A 17,105-nucleotide genomic window follows, 5' to 3' on the forward strand; every position below is an offset into this window, starting at 1 on the left:
CAGAAGTCTCAGGTGGCCCGTTTGCGGGCCGTGTGCTCGATGCCCTGACACTGAGTGTTCCCTACCCAGACAAGCAATAACGCCCCCGTGTTATCCGATATCAGCCCCGCCAAACCCCTTGGGTTATTGAATATCGCGCCAACCCGTGCGCAGGATGCGGCCTATGAAACAGATCCTCTCTTCTCTGGCCCTGCTGGCCCTGATATCGCTTGGCTCTGCCGCTGCGGCGGCCGATTGCTATGCGGATTACAAGGCCAAACAGGACAATCCACTACGCCTGCACTATGGCGTGATGCAGGTATCGGCCTGCGACAAGGGGCAGGCAAAACGTGAAGTCGCCCAGCGCCTCAAGGGCGCGGGCTGGACCCTGCTGAACGTCATGTCCGTGTTCGGACCGGAAGGGTTGGAGAAAAGGAAGGCCAATGCCGGACAATTCTATCTCCGTTACTGAGGCCCGCCGATCCGGTGTCAGACTGGTCGGCGCGGGCATCGCGGCGATCGTGTTGATTCTGGTGACGGCGGCGATCTTCCTGTTCTGGACCCTGCCCGACGCAAACGCTTTTAACGCGCGGGTCGAGCGGCTGTTCATCGAAAGCGACCTGACCTCCCAGACCGAAATCCGGTTGCTCGAGATTCTGGCGCAATCCGGCACGGCCTTTGCCGACACGCTGTCCAGCTATCGCATGGTGATCTTCGTGCTGCTGGTCTTTGCCAGCGCGATGCTGGTGACCGCGCTGGTGTTTCTGGTGATGCTGGTCTTGTTGAACCGCCGGATGGCCCAGATCGAACGCACCGGGATTCAGGTGACCTCTCTGCTGATCAGCCGCGAGGAAAACACCGTCTATCTGAACAACATGGATTTCAAACTAACCCCGGCGGCGATGGAAACCCTGTCGGTACTGGCCGAATCCCGTTTGGATGACGAGGTCCTGTCGGGCGTGCAGATCGAGGCGATGATATCCGGCAAAGACGCCGCCGATTGTGATGAGGCCGCGGGCGCCACCCGGATCAAACGGCTGCGCGATGCCCTTGGCAATCAGATGGTCAGCGAGCTGTTGGTCAAGAACATCGCCAAAAAGGGCTATATGCTGTCGATCGAAAAAGACGTGATCCAGATGGTCTGATCCGGCCGCACCGCACAGGACACGTGCGATAAAATGCCGGTGACACCCCTTGGAATGCGCACGTGAAAGGCCCATCCTATAAAGACTCGCGTCAGGGAGTCTGATGATGAATGTGCACACCACCCCAAAGACCAAAGGTTACGGCATCTCGGTCGAACAGCTAACCGGGCGGGTCGCGATCTACCGCGACGACATCCTTCTGGCCGAAAGCAGCAACGCCAAGGTCATGTATGAAACGCGGCTGCCGGCCACGGTCTACATCCCGCGGGATGACGTCTGCGTCGATCTTGGCGACGAAACCGAGTTGCAGACCTTTTGCCCTTTCAAAGGGACCGCGACCTATCACGATGTCATTCTGGACGGTCAGCAACTGGCCAACTCCGTCTGGGCCTATGAGGACGCCCTGCCCGAAAGCGCTGCCATTCAGGGCCATATCGGCTTCATGCCCGCAGCCTATACGCGCATCGATCTGGGCGAGAACAATCTGCGCGATCCCGAAGATGGCAATATCAGCGGCCCCCTGATCGACTGGCTGATGCGCGGCGCGTCCGAGAACCAGACCCCCGAAGCCTTCACCAAAGCCTTGGCCGAGAAGATGCTGGAACATGGCATCGCCATCCAGCGACTCAGCATTCTGGCCTGGTCTCTACATCCGCTGATCGCGGGCAAACACTATATCTGGGAAAAGGGCACGGCCGAGATCTCGACCAATGTGCCCACCTACGAAATCCACGACCACCCGGCCTATATCAACAGCCCCCTGCGCCACGTGTCGAACGGTCTGGGCGGGGTGCGTCAGCGGCTGAACGACGAAAACCCGCAAAACAGCTTTCCAATCATGGAAGATTTGCGCGCCAAAGGCGCAACCGACTATGTCGCCATGCCGCTGCCGTTTTCAGACGGGCGGACCAACGTTCTGACGCTGACCTGTGACCACCCGGATGGGTTCACTACCGAAAATCTGGGGCTGGTGTTCGAATGCTCCTCGGTCATCGCCCGGTTTTACGAGGTCTTCATGCAGCGCGAAAATGCTCAGGTTCTGCTGGAGACTTACGTGGGCAAACGCTCCGGCGCGCGCGTTCTGGGGGGTGAAATCCGGCGCGGGGACGGGGATGAGATCGACGCCGCGATCATGTTCTGCGACCTGCGCAATTCCACCAGTCTGGAAGAACAGCTCGGCCGCACCGCCTATATCAACCTGTTGAATGAGTTCTTTGAGACCGTGTCTGGCATCGTGCATGAGAATGGCGGTGAAGTCCTCAAATTCATCGGCGACGCTGTGCTGGCGGTGTTCCCGGCCGGAGACAACTCGGAGTCGGCGCGCTGGAATGCCCAGCGCTCAGCCATCGAAATTGTTGAAAAACTGGGCGAGCTGCGCCTATCCGGCTCTGACACTCATTGCGATTGCTCGATCGGTGTCGCCTATGGGCGTGTCACCTATGGCAATGTCGGATCGCGCGAACGGCTGGATTTCACCGTCATCGGACAGGCCGCAAACGTGGCGGCCCGATTGGGGGAATATGGCAAAAAGGTCGGCCACCGTATTGTCGTCTCCGCCGATATTCAGCCGGCCTGCAACAATGCGGTGCCGTTGGGGGATGTCAAACTACACAACGTATCGCAGCCGGTCACATCCTTTGCCCTGAGGACCTCAGCAGATGCGGTTTTGAGCAGCTAGCATATTTTTGGGCGGGCATTGCGATCGGACGAGAACCGGTCGGGTTAGGTGCCGGACCCGTTTTTGCCGTCACGCCCCCAGCAGGATCAACGCGGTTTGAGCGGGTGAAATCGTGCTCTGCAACTGAGCAATCTGGCTGCGGGCAAGGTACCGGTCGGTCAGCTGAGCCACGGCTGCCTCATCGGCAAACTGCGACAGATCATCCGACCCGGTCACACCCGATAGCCTGTCTTTGAACACCTCAAGCTGCCGGTCGATATCCAATTGGGCAAAACTGGACGGCAACCCAAGCGCTGTCTCCATCATGCTGCGCAGCGGTGGCAAGCTCATCAGATCGAACCACTTGGTGTCCGCACTTCCGCTTTTCCCGGCCAGATCGACCAGAGCGTGCTGCGCATACAGCGCAATCCGCATGGTTTCGTCGGACTCACCCACCTCGATCTCAAACCGGGACACGTCGTTGTCGCGTGCAATATCTTCCATGAAGCTCGCCAGCCCGGTTCTGCGTATTTCCCCCGGCCCCAGACCGAATGCTTCTGAAAACTCCCGATACCTGCCGTCCGACAGCCGGTTTGACAGCGCATCATCGGCACTGGTGCCATCGGAGAGCACCTTCTGGATGAAGTAGCGATTATTGATATCGTCCTCCAAATCGAAAGCGCCCAGAGCGACCTGCAACAAGCGGCGGTCCGACACCAAATCCTCGGCCGTTTCCACCTTGCCGATGTTCTCTAGAAAATACTGCCGCTCCCTCTCATTGACGGATGAGGACGAAAAGCTGTCGAGCTGCGCGTCATAGGTGCGCTGCAGAAACCGCCAGCCCACCAGACCGCCCGTAGGGATGACAGGCTGGAACGTCATTGCTGATACGCCATCAACCGTTCTTCGCGCGGCAGCAACGCGCGCAGAGATTTCAGACATTTGTAATACTGCTCGGCCAACAGGGCCTCAGTCGCCTCGGACAGAACGCGACGGCTGTCCGCGTCGGTGAAGACCTGGCTCAGCTCTTCGACCCGGCGCAGCAGCTGCTGACGGGCGCGATCAGGCTCCGTATCGCCGGACAACACAAGCTGCGCGGCATAGCAGACCCGTCGTACCGGGGTGTTCACCTCATCCGGGTGGATTGCGTCCCGCAACCGCAGGACGTTGGCATCAGGTGTCATGATCGAGAACCGGCTGCGTCGATCCCCGTTTTCAACAACCACGCCGTTGATCAGCACCCTCTCTTTCGGTGCCAGCTTCAGAACCAGCCCGCCCATCAGGTGGCCCCCATTTGTCGCAGGCCGCGCAGTACGGCCATGTTGATCTCAAGCAAAGGTTCCACAGTCGCCTTGTTGCCAAGAATCTGGCTACTGTGCTGTTCGGTGAACTCGGCCAGATAGAATATCCGTGCCCGCAACTCGTTGGGCAAGGCGTTGTCCGAATCCGTGACACCGCTCGCCAAAACGGTCCAAAGACGGCGATTTTCGTGCAGCGCCTGAACGAACCCGCCAAAATCCGATTTTTGCCGGGCAGCGGCAGCCTTGAGTCGATGTGTGATCTTTGAAATCGCCTCGTACTCGGTGTCGCGCGGTGTACGCGTGGGGGCGGCGGTCTGCGCATAGGCTCGCTGTGCAAGAGTGTGCGGTGTCACTTGAAATCCTTCCAATAATCCGTCTTTTGACGATCAGGGCCGGGGCGCGTTTCCACGCCCCGGTCAGGTTCCGAAATTTAGCGGAACAGAGACAGGATAGACTGCGGTGCCTGGTTGGCGATCGACAGCGACTGGGTGGCCAGCTGCTGCTGAACCTGCAGGGCCTGCAGACGGGCCGAGGTCTCTTCCATGTCGGCGTCAACCAGCGAACCGATGCCGGATTTGAACGAGTCAGCCAGGTTCGAGATGAACTCCTGCTGGGTTTCGATCCGGCCTTGGGCCGAGCCGAACGCGGCCGAGGCGTCGATGGCAGTATCGATCAGCGTTTCAACAGTTGCCAACGCGGCGTTTGCACCAGCGCCAGTGGAAACGTCAATCGAAGACAATGCACCCAGACCACCCGAGCCGGCATTGGCGAACTGACCGCTTACCGTCAGGTCGTTGGCACCGCCATTGGTGAAGTTAAGCGTACCGGGCGTGCCGCTGTCGTAGTCGACGGTCAGACCTGCGACACCCAGTTCATCAACCTTGGCCTTGAGCGCAACCGCAACGATATCAGCCGTAGTTGTTGCCGCTGCATCGTCTGCCGTCACCGTATACGATACGGTTTCGTCACCAACGGTCAGGCTGACGCTATCACCGGCAGCAAACGCTGCACCGTTCTCTGCGATCTCGATCTGTTCGTTGCCGCCACCATTATCCAGCGCGATTGCAACGGTATCGCCGTTCGCCGATGCACCCGCCGAACTGCCCGAGAAAATGTCATTGGCGGTATAGCCACCAACCGACAAGTCCTGACCGGCAACAGCGATGGACGACGCCGTGACATTGCCGGTGTTGTCGCGGTCGAGCGAGGACAGGATCGAGGCGGACCCGGTCGAACCATTAACCAGATTGAGGCCGTTGAACTGAGCTGCGCCCACAACCGCGGCGATCTGATCACGCAGAGCGGTCACGTCGTCGTTGATCTTGCCACGATCCACGTTGTCTTCCTGCGCGGCGACGATCTTGCCCTTCATCTGGGTCAGAAGGTCGGTCACGGTCTCAGAGGCGTTCCGGGCCACAGCAACGGTCGATTCACCCAGCGCCAGGCTGTCCTTGATCGCGTTGAAGCCCTTTACGTCGGATTCCATGACTTTGGAGATCGCCCAGACGGCCGAGTTGTCCTTGGCGGTTGCAACGTCCTTACCGGTCGAGATCGCGTTCTGGGTCTGTGCCAGGTTCTTGTTGACCGATTTCAGAGTTTGCAGCGCAACCATTGCGCCGTTGTTGGTCAGAATGCTGGACATAGCTTTCTTCCTTTTCCGTTCGGGCCCTTTACGCCCATGCTTGCCCCGCACCACATGCGGGCTTTGACGTCTTTCTGATCACTGCGATCCGCCGTCGGGCTGTTCGCGCCACCTGCTGTTTCAGGTGCCCGACCACCTTTGCCCCTGATCCCCTAACGGAGTGCTAAAGCGCCCAAACCAGAAAATTCGGATTTGAATCAAACCCGTCGCTAAGCCCGTTTTTCCAGTTTTGCATGGTGGCGCACGGTGTATCCGTTGCGCTGACCGTCGGCGCCATAGGTGCTGAACTCCTGACGCACGCGGCGCAGCTCGGCCATACGGCTGGCCACGGCGCGAACCCCCTCGGCCGCGCTGTTCAGCAGGGCCTGATTGCGCTCGACCTTTTGCTGCACGCGAATCAGCTCGGCACTGTCAAAGACCTGAAGCTCGTTGATCGCACCGATCAGCTTCTCCTTTTCCGGCGCCATGTGATTCAGCCGGTCCAGATCACCGTCGACAAGCGCGGTACGCTCGAGGTCCAGCACTTCTTCCAGGGACTTGATCAGATCGGTGTCAGCTTTGGTCTGCATTGGTTTTCTCCATCATGGACTGGAACAGAATTTCGGACAGGCCGACGCCACCGGATTCGGCCAGCGCGCGCGCCTGATGCTGCACAAGGAAAGAGGAAAACTGATCTTCCCCCGCTCCGCCGCCAAAGGAATGGCGCGCCTCACCCAATCCGGACGCCTTGAGCATTTCAGCCAGAAACGCCGCCTCCAACTCGACGGCAGCGGCCTGTAGTTTCTGAGTTGCCGTTGGTGGTTGCGGGACGGGCGGGGTCGCAGAAACCTTCATTGCTTTCTCCGAAATTTGCATCGAACTTTCTCGATCAAAGGCGAAAGCGGTTAAAATAAACGTAACTTCATGCGGGCAGATTTCCGGGTACACAAAAGGAGCCGGAGCAAAATGCCCAACCCTCTTTCAGCGGTGATATCCTCACCTACCGCCGCCGCGAAATCCGATGCGACCCCGCGTGAGGCACGCGAATCCAAGGGCGGTATGTCCTTTGAGACGGTCATGGATCAGGACGCCAGCTCGCAATCCGGTGATGCTGAGACGGCTGATCTTCTGGTTCAGGACCCGGATGCGGCGTCAGAGCTGGAAGCCATCGCGAATGAGGTTGAGCCGGTAGACATTTCCGTTGCACCGAGTGACCAGCCGCCTGTCGAAATCCGCCCTGTTGCCGCCGAAGCGATTCCAAGCCCGGCTTTGGAATCACCACCAAAAGAGCAGTCTGTAACGCCTCCGGTCGCCCAGGCTGACGCTGGATCGACCGGCGACGAGCAACAAAATCTTCCAAAGCCTGAACTCCTGCGAACCGCCGAAAGCACAGCACAGCGTTTGGTTCCTCCGGTCTTTCAGGCATTGGTTTCCGGAGGTGACCAACCGACGCGACCGACTGAAAACGTCCTAAAGCCACAGAACCTGCCGATGGGCCCGTTCGTTGCGGATTCGCGCCCGAAAGAGATACCGGTTCTGTCGGCCTTTACCGAACCGGACCGGGGCATGGCGCAAGCTGCGCCAGTGGCTGAACCGAGGCCGAACCATCCCGCAACACTTGATCGCGCGCCGACTCTTGTGCAGATGCAGCTTCTGGCGACTGAGAAAGCCAGCCTACAGGCTGAAACACAGCCGGTTCTCGAAATCGAGGACATACAGGCCGCCAGAGAGGCTCCGACTCTGTCAGCCGCGCGCGACTCGGGACCCGCGATTCAGGCAATGACAGCCTCCGCCCGCGCAGAAACAGCCAGAGCCATCGCGTCTCAGATGGCAACAGCCATCAATGTGCGGCCGCATTCCGGCGCCATCGAGGTTGCGCTGAATCCCGAAGAACTGGGGCGCGTTTCGATCGTCCTGAATGGCCGCGACGATGGCTTGCATCTGACGATCAGCGCAGAACGCCCCGAAACACTGGACATGATGCGGCGTCACCTCTCGGTTCTTGAGGCCGAGTTCCAGAATTTCGGTCTGGGTGATCTATCCTTTGATCTGGGCACATCCGCCGATGCGCAGCACGACGAATCTGAGGGTGCTGAGAGCAACGAATTCCTAACCCCTCAACCCGAGCCCGTCGCCGAGGCTAGCCCGGCACGCCCAAACATCGCCCCTGACGGGCGAATCGATATAAGGCTTTGACCATGATCACCCCAACACAATCGACAACTCAGGCAAGCACGTCCGCACAGGCGGCATCCAGTTCTCAAGCCGCGTCTGTGGCATCCGATTTCGACACGTTCCTGTTGCTGATGACCACGCAGGCGCAGAATCAGGACCCGCTAGAGCCGATGGATTCCAGTGAATACGCCTCACAACTGGCGCAATTTTCGATGGTCGAACAGCAGGTGCAGACCAACGAGGCACTGTCCGGGCTGGTGCTGTCGCTGGGCGGCGTCAAGCTGGAGGAGTTGGCCAATTGGATCGGCATGGACGTTAAGACCACGGCAGCGTTTCACTTTGACGGTGAACCTGTGACCCTGTCCGCGCAGGCCGCAGCGGCGGCCGACGGTGCGGTCATGGTCATCCGTGACAGCAACGGCACCGAAGTCGAGCGGATTTCAGTCCCGGTAACGCAGACCGACTTTGTCTGGGCCGGAACAGCACGTGACGGCAGCCCGTTGCCAGCGGGCAGCTATACGGCAACCCTGGAAAGCTATGAAGGGGATGAAATACTCTCGGCCCAACCCGTCGCGGCCTACAATCAGGTGGTTGAGGCGCAGGTCGGAGAGGACTCGGTCTTGCTGACGCTGGAAAGCGGTCAGGTTGTGCCGGTGGGAATGGTCACAGCCGTTCGCGCCGGAGCTTGATCTGCAGGGCGCGACAGGCCAAACCTGTGCAACCTGCGACTCGCTTATTGTACCGGTGACCCCTCTGTCTGACCCGAATACCCCTCCGTTGGATCTTGTTGATGACCTGTACGATCAGGGTTTGATTGCGGGTGACGCACAATTTCAGACCTTGTATGGCGGGCGCACCAATCAGGTCTGGAAGGTGCTGGAAGAAAACGGCGGCAAGGTGCTGAAACTGTACCGTGCGGGGCAGCGTAATCCGCTGTTCCGCAACGATGCCGAGTTGGAGGCCCAGTGCCTGACCGCCTTGGAGCCCACCGGTTTTGCCCCCCGCCTGCGCGCAGCCGGTGAGCATGAACATGGCCGATGGGTGTTCTACGACCACGCGCCGGGCTCTCCCTGGCGCGAGGGGGCGGCTAAAGTAGGGGCGCTGCTGCGCAAGCTGCATACACTCAACCTGCCCGTACAAGCGCCCAAAGGGTGCAATGGCAGCGCGGATTTGGCCCGACACGGGCAGAGTATTCTTGATGGATGCATTTCCAGCGCGCGGCTTAGGCTGGAGCAATTGAAGCCAGACGAACAAGTGCCGCCGACCGCCAACACCTGTCTGATCCACGGTGACCCGGTGGCCGGGAACATTCTGGCTGCGCCGTCCGGCCTGACTCTCATTGACTGGCAATGCCCGGCGCAGGGTGACCCGTGTGAGGACCTGGCCTTGTTCCTGTCCCCCGCGATGCAACATCTTTACCGGGGCGCGGCTCTGACGCAGGAAGAAGAGCGTGAGTTCCTGTCCGCCTATGGTCACACAGATACGCTGGAACGGTATCAGGTACTACGCCGCTGGTACGTGTGGCGCATGGCGGCCTATTGCCTGTGGCGCGCCGAAAACGGCGCGGGCGATTACGCTGAAGGATTGGAGCTGGAGTTGGCGATGCTCTGACCGTCACCAATCCGCAAGCGCCATCACCGCGTAGGCTGGTGGCATCAGCACACGGCGCCAGCGCCCGAGCGGAAACCGCCGCGGCGCACGTGCAATTGGGTCGGGAACTTTGGGGTCCTGTCCCAGAACCATCCGGGCCAGCGCGCGCCCGCAATAGGTGCCCATTGCCACGCCGTTTCCGTGATAAGCAAACCCGGCGAACATCCCCGGCTGGTCCGCCACAGGCCCGGCAAATGGCGTAAGGCCCCGCGAGAGGCAAACCATGCCTGACCACATATGGGTCACGTCAACACCTGCCCAGCCCGGGAACATCTGCCTGAAATCCTTGACGACCTTGCGTCGTATGGCGGCCTCGGCCCGTGGCGAAGACAACAACCCTCCGCGCATTCCGAACAGAAACCGCCGGTCTGGCATCAGGCGGAAGTAATGCAGCAGGTTGCGGGTGTCATAGGCCATCTGATCCGTGGTCCAGCCTTGCGCCTGCAGTTCAACCTCAGACAAAGGACGGGTGACCAGAACCGTGGACTGGGCAGGCATATAGCGATCAGCCATCCAAGGCGGGATATCCTCGCTGGAATACCCGTTGGTGCAGATCAGTACGTTTTGCGCCCTGATCCGGCCTGAGCCGGTTTGAACTTCGAAACCGGATTGCGTTTTTCGGATGGATTGCGCGGCGCTTTGCTGGAACAGATCCGAGCCGTGGGACCGGGCCGCCTGCGCCAGTCCGAACAGGTATTTTCTGGGATTCAGGGCAAATCCGATCGGATTTGTATAGCCGCCGTAAAACCCGTCGCCAAAGCCAAGCCCCGGCAGATCACCGGGTTCATGAATCGTGCCCAAGGTCTCGGCCTGCCGCCGCAACTTCTCCATAGCGCGCGCAGTGTGGGCCAACTGGGTCTCACCCTGCGAATGAACGTCGGCATCGATACGTTGGGTCTCAAGCAGATCAGCGACAAGATGAACCGCATCTTCTTCGGCTTGGGCATAGCTGTTTGCGGCGGCTTCTCCGAACTGCCGAGCCATCGCGTCATGGCTCAGCTTTGCCCCCCCCAAACAACAGAAGCCACCATTGCGCCCGGATGCGCCCCAACCCGGGGTTTCAGCCTCGAGCACGGCGACCGACACTCCGGCCTCAGCCAGATGCAGCGCCGCCGAGAGGCCCGTGAAGCCGCCCCCGATGATGGCCACATCGGTGTTCAGGCTGCCCTGCAGCACAGGCCAGTCCGGGCTGGCAATCGTTTCATCCCACCAGCAGTTGGTCCGGGGGCCCGGACCAAAGGTATAGTCAGGAAACAACCGTTTCATTCGGTGCGCGCAGCGGCCATTTCATCTTGTTTTTGCCGCACCATCGCGCGTTTTGTCACCAGAGACGCCGTGATGACGCCCACAGTTACAACCGCAATCATTATCGTCGACAGGGCGTTGATTTCGGGACTGACGCCCAGACGCACGGCAGAGAATATCCTCATCGGCAAAGTCGTTGCCGACGGTCCCGAGGTAAAGGATGCGATCACCAGATCGTCCAGCGACAGGGTAAAGGCCAGCAACCAGCCCGAAATCACCGCAGGCGCAATGATCGGCAGGGTCACCAGCCGGAACGCCTGCGCCGGAGAACAGCCAAGGTCCAGCGCGGCCTCTTCCAGCGACTGATCAAAAGTCACTAGCCGCGACGAGACGACGACTGAAACGAAACACATCGAAAAGGTCGTGTGAGCCAGAACGATGGTCAGGATGCCCCGATCCAGCCCGATGCCGATGAATAACAGCAGCAGAGAAAGGCCGGTGATCACCTCGGGCATCACCAGCGGCGCGTAAATCATGCCCGAAAACAGGGTGCGGCCAAAGAAACGGCCCCCGCGCACCAACACATAAGCGGCGGCGGTGCCCAGAATTGTTGCGATTGTCGACGAGAATACTGCAACGCGCAATGTCACCCATGCTGCGTTCAGCATCTGCTCGTTCTTGACCAGTTCGCCATACCATTTGGTCGAGAACCCGGCCCAGACAGTCACCAACTTGCTTTCGTTGAAGCTGAAGATGATCAGGATGATCATCGGGATATAGAGAAACGCAAACCCGAATGTCAGCGACACCGCGTTGAACCAACTCATCCTGTTCATTGTTCAGCCTCCGCCTGTTTCTGCTGGTTGCGCTGGAACAGCACGATCGGGATCACGAGAATCAGCAACAGCACCACGGCCACGGCGCTGGCCACCGGCCAGTCGCGGTTCGAGAAGAACTCCTCCCACAGCACCTTACCGATCATCAGGGTGCCCGAGCCGCCCAGAAGTGACGGGATCACAAACTCACCAATCACGGGGATCATGACAAGGAAGCAACCCGCGATGATACCGGGGCGCGACAACGGGATCGTCACCAGCCAGAAGGCTTGCAGGCGCGAACAGCCCAGATCCTCTGCCGCTTCGATCAGGGACCCGTCCATTCGCTCCAGCGAGGAGTAGATCGGCAGGATCATGAACGGCAGATAGGTGTAGACGATGCCGATATAGACCGCCGTGTTGGTGTTCAGAATGGTCAGCGGGGTCGAGATGATGCCCGTCCACAGCAGCAGCTGGTTCAGATAGCCCTCGTTCGACAGAATACCCATCCACGCATAAACCCGGATCAGGAACGAGGTCCAGAACGGCAGGATCACCAGCATCATCAGCGTCGGCCGCCATTCGGCAGGCGCGCGGGCCATGCCATAGGCGATCGGATAGCCCACCAGCAGCGTCAAAAAGGTCGAGATCACCGCGATCTTGACGCTGGAGAGATAGGCTTTCCAATACAGGTCATCCTCGGTCAGCCAGACGAAGTTCTCGAAATCCAGCTGACTGAAGAAATCCTTGATCCCGGCCCAGCCCTGCGACAGGTCCAGCGTCGGCGTATAAGGCGGGATGGCCAGTTCGGTGTCTGACAGAGAGATTTTCAGGACAATGAAGAACGGCACCAGAAACAGCGCCAGAAGCCAGACATAGGGAACGGCGATCAGAAACGCGCGGCGCATCAGTTCGCCAGCAGAACCGCAGCCGTTGCTGTCCAGGACAGCCAGACCGGGTCTTCCCATGTGAAGGATCGGCGCGAGATACGGCGGGTATTGGCCGTCTGCGCCTTGATGATCGTGCCGTTCGGCAATTCGACATGATAGGTGGAGAGATTGCCCAGATAGGCGATGTCATGCACCTTGCCCTGCACCGCGTTGATCGCATCTGCCGGGCGGTCGGCCGAGATCGTCACCTTCTCGGGCCGTATCGCAATGTGGCAGGCCTGCCCCTGTGAAAACCCGTTGGTTGAGGTCGCGGTCAGCGGCGCCTGCCCCTCGGACCAATCGACCTGATAGGTATCCTCGCCATTGGCCGAGGCCCGGCCTTCGATGATGTTCACATCGCCGATGAAGTCCGCGACATAGACCGAATTCGGATTTTCATAGATCCGGTCCGGCGTTGCCACCTGCATCAGCTTGCCCTGATCCATCACGGCCACGCGGCTGGCCACCGTCATCGCCTCTTCCTGATCGTGGGTCACGATGACAAAGGTGGTGCCGGTCTTTTCCTGAATGTCCATCAATTCGAACTGCGTATCCTGCCGCAGTTTCTTGTCCAGCGCACCCAGAGGTTCGTCCAGCAGCAGCAGTTTCGGCGCTTTCGCCAATGATCGCGCCAGGGCCACCCGCTGCCGCTGTCCGCCCGAGATCTGGTGCGGCTTGCGGCGGGCGAATTGCTCCAACCGGGTCAGGCGCAGCATTTCCTCGACGCGGTCCTGAAGATCATGCTTGGGCATGTTGTCCCGGCGCAGACCGAAGGCGATGTTGTCCCAAATGCTGAGATGCGGAAACAGCGCGTAGGATTGGAACATCATGTTCACCGCCCGCTTGTTCGGCGGGATCGGGTCAATGTCCTGACCGCCAAGCATGATATGCCCTTCGGTCGGTTTTTCGAACCCCGCTAGCATTCGCATCATGGTGGTCTTGCCACAGCCGGAAGGACCCAACAGAGCAAAGAACTCCTTTTCGAAGATATCCAAAGACAGATTGTCGATGGCCGTGAACCCGCCAAAACGTTTGGTCACATTCTGGAATTGGATCAATGGTTTCGCCTGTGGATCTTTCCACGGCGCAAAGACGGTAGTGTTCAAAACGGCCCCCGTTAGACAGTCTGATTGGAACAGCAAGGCGGTCAGGCCGCCTTGCTCAGATACTTCGGATCAGGTGCCCGATTTGATCTTGGTCCACATACGCGTCACGACGCGCTGTGTTTTCGACGGGTAGGGCGTCGTGATGTAGAGATTTTGCATTGTGGCATCATCCGGATAGATCGCAGGATCACCGATCACGTCTTCCTCAAGGAACTCTTGCGAGGCCTTGTTACCGTTGGCGTAGTACACATAGTTCGAGGCTGCCGCCATGTTGTTGGCGTCCAGAATAAAGTTCAGAAACTGGTGCGCGCCTTCCGGGTTCGGAGCATCTGCCGGGATGGCCATCTGGTCGAACCACATCAGCGAACCTTCGGCGAAGGGATGGTATTCGATGTTCACACCGTTGTCCGCCTCGGCTGCGCGGTCCCGAGCTTGCAGAACGTCACCCGACCAGCCAACAGCCACACAGATATCACCGTTTGCCAGCGCATTGATGTATTCCGAACTGTGGAACTTCTGAACATGCGGACGGACACCAGCGAGGATTTCTTCGGCCTTACCAATCACGTCGGCGTCGTGGCTGTCCGGGTCTTCGCCGATGTATTGTAGAACCATCGGAATGATCTCGGCCGGCGCGTCAAGGAAATGCACCCCGCACGAGGCGAGCTTTTCCATGTTCTCCGGTTTCAGAACAAGGTCCATGCTGTTCAGGGCAACGTCTTCACCCAGCGCTTCCTTGACCTTGTCGACATTGAGGCCAAGACCTGTGGTTCCCCACATGTAGTTGATCGAATAGGCGTTGTTCGGGTCATACCCGGAAGTGCGTTCCTGAATGACGTCCCACAAATTGCCAGCGTTAGACAGTTTGGCTGAGTCTAACTCCTGAAACGCGCCAGCCTGTATCTGACGCTGAAGGAAAGTGCCCGATGGCACCACCACGTCATAGCCCGATCCCCCGGCCAGCATCTTGGTTTCCAGAACCTCGTTGCTGTCGAACACGTCGTAGATCAGCGTCAGGCCGGTCTCTTCCTCGAACTTCTTCAGAAGGTCTTCATCGATATAGTCGGACCAGTTGTAGACACGTACCTCTTCGGCGAAGGCCGCCGAAGTCCCCAAAGCGATGACTGCGGTCATCGTCAGCGTTTTGATTGACATTTTTTTCTCCCTGCAAGTGTACGGGTATTTTCCCGTTTTTTTGGATTTGATCAAGTTTTGCGTTTTCCCTCGATCCAGCGTATGGTTTCACGAGGTCAGAAACCTGACAAGTTAACATCAGTGGAATCAGGGCAAACCAATTGGATTTGATCAAAAATAAGGCAACGGGAACGAAGGCTGAGGGTGAAAAACGACCTGCGCATGAGCAGGTGTACCAGACCCTGAAAGCACAGATCATGTTCGGCGAATTGGTACCGGGGCAACCTGTCACGATACAGGGTCTGACCGAATCTCTGGGGGTCGGAATGACCCCGGTGCGCGAAGCGATCCGACGCCTGATCTCGGATGGTGCGCTGGTATTTCAGGGCAACCGCAGGGTCAGCGTCCCTCTGTTGTCAGCCGGTGATGTCGAGCAGATGATATTTGCAAGATTATCAATGGAAACAGAGCTTTCCAGACGCGCAACCGCGAATATGAGCAGCGCGGATATCGACCGCCTTGAACGCCTCGACCAACAGCTGGACCGCACCATCGCCGATGGAGATGTCAGCGGCTATCTGCGCCTGAACCACAGCTTCCACGAATCACTCTATTCCCACGCGAATGCACCGATTCTCAGCGATCTGACCGAGCGGCTTTGGCTCAGATTCGGGCCATCGCTGCGGGTGGTTTGCGGCCGATTCGGCACGCAGAGCCTGCCGGATTGGCACAAGGATATACTTGTCGCTTTGCGCGCCAAAGACGCGGACGAGGTCGCAAAAGCCACTGCAAAGGACATCAAACAGGGGATGGAACTGATGGCCGACGCCCTAAGGCACGACTAGTTTCATGCGATTCGATTGACAGAAAAAAATTTGATCATATTGTGAACGCCAACTGCTCTTTCAGGAGATTTCCGGATGTCCACCATCACCAATCACATGCCCACCGCTGAATTGCAGGCACTGGATGCCGCCCACCACATGCACCCGTTTTCGGCCAACGGTTCGCTTGGCAAGGAGGGCGCGCGCGTCATTACCCGTGCCAAAGGCGTCTACCTGACCGACAGCGAGGGCGAAGAGATTCTGGACGCCATGGCCGGTCTGTGGTGCGTCAATATCGGCTATGGTCGCGATGAGCTGGCCGAGGTCGCTGCCCGCCAGATGCGCGAGCTGCCCTACTACAACACCTTCTTCAAGACGACCCACGTGCCCGCCATTGCGCTGGCCAAGAAATTGGCCGAACTGGCACCGGGCGATCTGAACCATGTCTTCTTCGCCGCAGGCGGGTCCGAAGCGAACGACACCAACATCCGTCTGGTGCGCACCTATTGGGCCGAAAAAGGCCAGCCCGACAAGAACATCATCATCAGCCGCCATAACGCCTATCACGGGTCCTCCGTGGGCTCGGCCTCGCTGGGCGGCATGGCGGGGATGCACGCGCAGGGCGGCATTCCGATCCCGAACATTCACCACATCAACCAACCGAACTGGTGGGCCGAAGGCGGCGACATGACGCCCGAGGATTTCGGCCTGGCCCGCGCGCGTGAGCTGGAAGAGGCCATTCTGGAACTGGGCGAAGACCGCGTCGCGGCCTTCATCGCCGAACCTGTGCAGGGCGCGGGCGGTGTGATCGTGGCCCCCGATACTTACTGGCCTGAAATCCAGCGTATCTGCGACAAGTACGATATCCTGCTGATCGCGGATGAGGTGATCTGCGGTTTTGGCCGCACCGGCAACTGGTTCGGATCTGAAACCGTTGGGATCAAGCCGCATATCATGACAATCGCCAAGGGCCTCAGCTCGGGCTATGCGCCGATCGGTGGGTCCATCGTCAATGATGAGATCGCCGAGGTTATCGGCGGTACCGAATTTAACCACGGCTACACCTATTCCGGCCACCCGGTCGCCGCTGCCGTAGCGCTGGAAAACCTGCGCATCCTCGAAGAGGAAAAGATCGTCGAGCACGTCCGCGACGTGGCCGCGCCTTATCTGAAACAGAAATGGGAGGCGCTGGCCGATCACCCATTGGTGGGTGAGGCCAAGATCGTCGGCATGATGGCTTCGATCGCGCTGACCCCGGACAAGGCCAGCCGCGCCAAGTTCGCCTCCGAGCCCGGCACGGTCGGCTATATCTGCCGCGACCGCTGCTTTGCCAACAACCTGATCATGCGCCATGTAGGCGACCGGATGATCATCTCTCCGCCGCTGGTCCTGACCCCTGCGGATATCGACGAGATGTTCGTGCGCATCCACAAGTCTCTGGACGAAGCACAAGCCGAAATCATCGCGCAGGGGCTGATGAAGGCCGCGTCCTAAGCGCGATCATCAAACTCAGGGGCGGCGACC

19 protein-coding genes are annotated in these 17,105 nt (G+C 59.2%); 8 read left to right on the plus strand and 11 right to left on the minus strand.

Going from position 1 to position 17,105, the window contains the following annotated elements; genetic code table 11:
- Window positions 1-163 precede the first annotated feature (163 nt).
- The 3 genes from ACR0KW_RS17105 to ACR0KW_RS17115 all read left to right on the plus strand — a co-directional run bounded on the left by ACR0KW_RS17105 (window position 164) and on the right by ACR0KW_RS17115 (window position 2,802).
- Window positions 164-451 (plus strand): hypothetical protein, encoded by a 288-nt coding sequence (locus ACR0KW_RS17105; RefSeq protein ID WP_170328079.1) that lies wholly within the window; start codon window positions 164-166, stop codon window positions 449-451.
- Complete coding sequence (locus tag ACR0KW_RS17110; RefSeq protein WP_170328078.1) at window positions 423-1,124, plus strand: winged helix-turn-helix domain-containing protein; 702 nt, start codon at window positions 423-425, stop codon at window positions 1,122-1,124. Before ACR0KW_RS17105 ends, ACR0KW_RS17110 begins: the two co-directional genes overlap by 29 nt.
- 106 nt (window positions 1,125-1,230) lie before the next feature.
- On the plus strand, window positions 1,231-2,802 hold the full coding sequence (locus ACR0KW_RS17115) for a DUF427 domain-containing protein (RefSeq protein WP_480806087.1): 1,572 nt from the start codon (window positions 1,231-1,233) through the stop codon (window positions 2,800-2,802).
- Window positions 2,803-2,871: 69 nt separating this feature from the next.
- Here ACR0KW_RS17115 and ACR0KW_RS17120 read toward each other — a convergent pair whose 3' ends face one another.
- The 6 genes from ACR0KW_RS17120 to ACR0KW_RS17145 all read right to left on the minus strand — a co-directional run bounded on the left by ACR0KW_RS17120 (window position 2,872) and on the right by ACR0KW_RS17145 (window position 6,558).
- Window positions 2,872-3,723, minus strand: coding sequence for a DUF1217 domain-containing protein (locus ACR0KW_RS17120; RefSeq protein ID WP_480806088.1), 852 nt, complete (start codon window positions 3,721-3,723; stop codon window positions 2,872-2,874).
- The gene (flbT, locus tag ACR0KW_RS17125) at window positions 3,660-4,061 is read right to left on the minus strand and encodes a flagellar biosynthesis repressor FlbT (protein WP_170401045.1); all 402 of its coding nucleotides are present in this window, start codon (window positions 4,059-4,061) and stop codon (window positions 3,660-3,662) included. The genes ACR0KW_RS17120 and flbT overlap by 64 nt, the downstream gene beginning before the upstream one ends.
- Window positions 4,061-4,435, minus strand: coding sequence for a flagellar biosynthesis regulator FlaF (gene flaF / locus ACR0KW_RS17130; protein ID WP_480806089.1), 375 nt, complete (start codon window positions 4,433-4,435; stop codon window positions 4,061-4,063). The genes flbT and flaF overlap by 1 nt, the downstream gene beginning before the upstream one ends.
- Window positions 4,436-4,512: 77 nt before the next feature.
- Window positions 4,513-5,724, minus strand: a complete 1,212-nt coding sequence (locus ACR0KW_RS17135; protein WP_480806090.1) for a flagellin N-terminal helical domain-containing protein — start codon at window positions 5,722-5,724, stop codon at window positions 4,513-4,515.
- 209 nt (window positions 5,725-5,933) lie between these two features.
- Window positions 5,934-6,293, minus strand: coding sequence for a flagellar biosynthesis protein FlgN (locus ACR0KW_RS17140; protein WP_480806091.1), 360 nt, complete (start codon window positions 6,291-6,293; stop codon window positions 5,934-5,936).
- Window positions 6,277-6,558 carry a rod-binding protein gene (locus ACR0KW_RS17145; RefSeq protein ID WP_480806092.1) on the minus strand — a complete coding sequence of 94 codons (282 nt, stop codon included), beginning with the start codon at window positions 6,556-6,558 and terminating at the stop codon, window positions 6,277-6,279. Before ACR0KW_RS17145 ends, ACR0KW_RS17140 begins: the two co-directional genes overlap by 17 nt.
- A gap of 111 nt (window positions 6,559-6,669) precedes the next feature.
- On the opposite strand from ACR0KW_RS17145, the gene ACR0KW_RS17150 reads away from it, so the two are divergent.
- The 3 genes from ACR0KW_RS17150 to ACR0KW_RS17160 are packed head-to-tail and all read left to right on the plus strand — an operon-like array spanning window position 6,670 to window position 9,489.
- Window positions 6,670-7,899 carry a flagellar hook-length control protein FliK gene (locus ACR0KW_RS17150; RefSeq protein ID WP_480806093.1) on the plus strand — a complete coding sequence of 410 codons (1,230 nt, stop codon included), beginning with the start codon at window positions 6,670-6,672 and terminating at the stop codon, window positions 7,897-7,899.
- A 2-nt stretch (window positions 7,900-7,901) separates the two neighbouring features.
- Window positions 7,902-8,567 carry a flagellar hook capping FlgD N-terminal domain-containing protein gene (locus tag ACR0KW_RS17155; RefSeq protein WP_480806094.1) on the plus strand — a complete coding sequence of 222 codons (666 nt, stop codon included), beginning with the start codon at window positions 7,902-7,904 and terminating at the stop codon, window positions 8,565-8,567.
- Window positions 8,568-8,622: 55 nt separating this feature from the next.
- The gene (locus tag ACR0KW_RS17160; protein ID WP_480806095.1) at window positions 8,623-9,489 is read left to right on the plus strand and encodes a phosphotransferase; all 867 of its coding nucleotides are present in this window, start codon (window positions 8,623-8,625) and stop codon (window positions 9,487-9,489) included.
- 3 nt (window positions 9,490-9,492) lie between these two features.
- On the opposite strand, the gene ACR0KW_RS17165 is transcribed toward ACR0KW_RS17160, so the two are convergent.
- The 5 genes from ACR0KW_RS17165 to ACR0KW_RS17185 form a co-directional block, all read right to left on the minus strand.
- Window positions 9,493-10,794: an NAD(P)/FAD-dependent oxidoreductase gene (locus ACR0KW_RS17165; RefSeq protein ID WP_480806096.1), complete on the minus strand. Its 1,302-nt coding sequence runs from the start codon at window positions 10,792-10,794 to the stop codon at window positions 9,493-9,495.
- Window positions 10,791-11,609 carry an ABC transporter permease gene (locus ACR0KW_RS17170; RefSeq protein WP_480806097.1) on the minus strand — a complete coding sequence of 273 codons (819 nt, stop codon included), beginning with the start codon at window positions 11,607-11,609 and terminating at the stop codon, window positions 10,791-10,793. Before ACR0KW_RS17170 ends, ACR0KW_RS17165 begins: the two co-directional genes overlap by 4 nt.
- A complete protein-coding gene (locus tag ACR0KW_RS17175) occupies window positions 11,606-12,496 on the minus strand; it encodes an ABC transporter permease subunit (protein ID WP_480806098.1) in 891 nt (296 codons plus the stop codon). The genes ACR0KW_RS17170 and ACR0KW_RS17175 overlap by 4 nt, the downstream gene beginning before the upstream one ends.
- Window positions 12,496-13,623, minus strand: coding sequence for an ABC transporter ATP-binding protein (locus ACR0KW_RS17180; RefSeq protein ID WP_480806099.1), 1,128 nt, complete (start codon window positions 13,621-13,623; stop codon window positions 12,496-12,498). Before ACR0KW_RS17180 ends, ACR0KW_RS17175 begins: the two co-directional genes overlap by 1 nt.
- 69 nt (window positions 13,624-13,692) lie before the next feature.
- Window positions 13,693-14,778 carry a polyamine ABC transporter substrate-binding protein gene (locus ACR0KW_RS17185; protein ID WP_480806100.1) on the minus strand — a complete coding sequence of 362 codons (1,086 nt, stop codon included), beginning with the start codon at window positions 14,776-14,778 and terminating at the stop codon, window positions 13,693-13,695.
- Window positions 14,779-14,918: 140 nt separating this feature from the next.
- On the opposite strand from ACR0KW_RS17185, the gene ACR0KW_RS17190 reads away from it, so the two are divergent.
- Entirely contained in the window at window positions 14,919-15,602 is a 684-nt protein-coding gene (locus ACR0KW_RS17190) for a GntR family transcriptional regulator (RefSeq protein ID WP_480806101.1), read from the plus strand.
- A 75-nt stretch (window positions 15,603-15,677) separates the two neighbouring features.
- Window positions 15,678-17,075, plus strand: a complete 1,398-nt coding sequence (locus ACR0KW_RS17195; protein WP_170328063.1) for an aspartate aminotransferase family protein — start codon at window positions 15,678-15,680, stop codon at window positions 17,073-17,075.
- Window positions 17,076-17,105: the final 30 nt, after the last annotated feature.

It is taken from the genome of Ruegeria sp. CG11 (assembly GCF_056537245.1).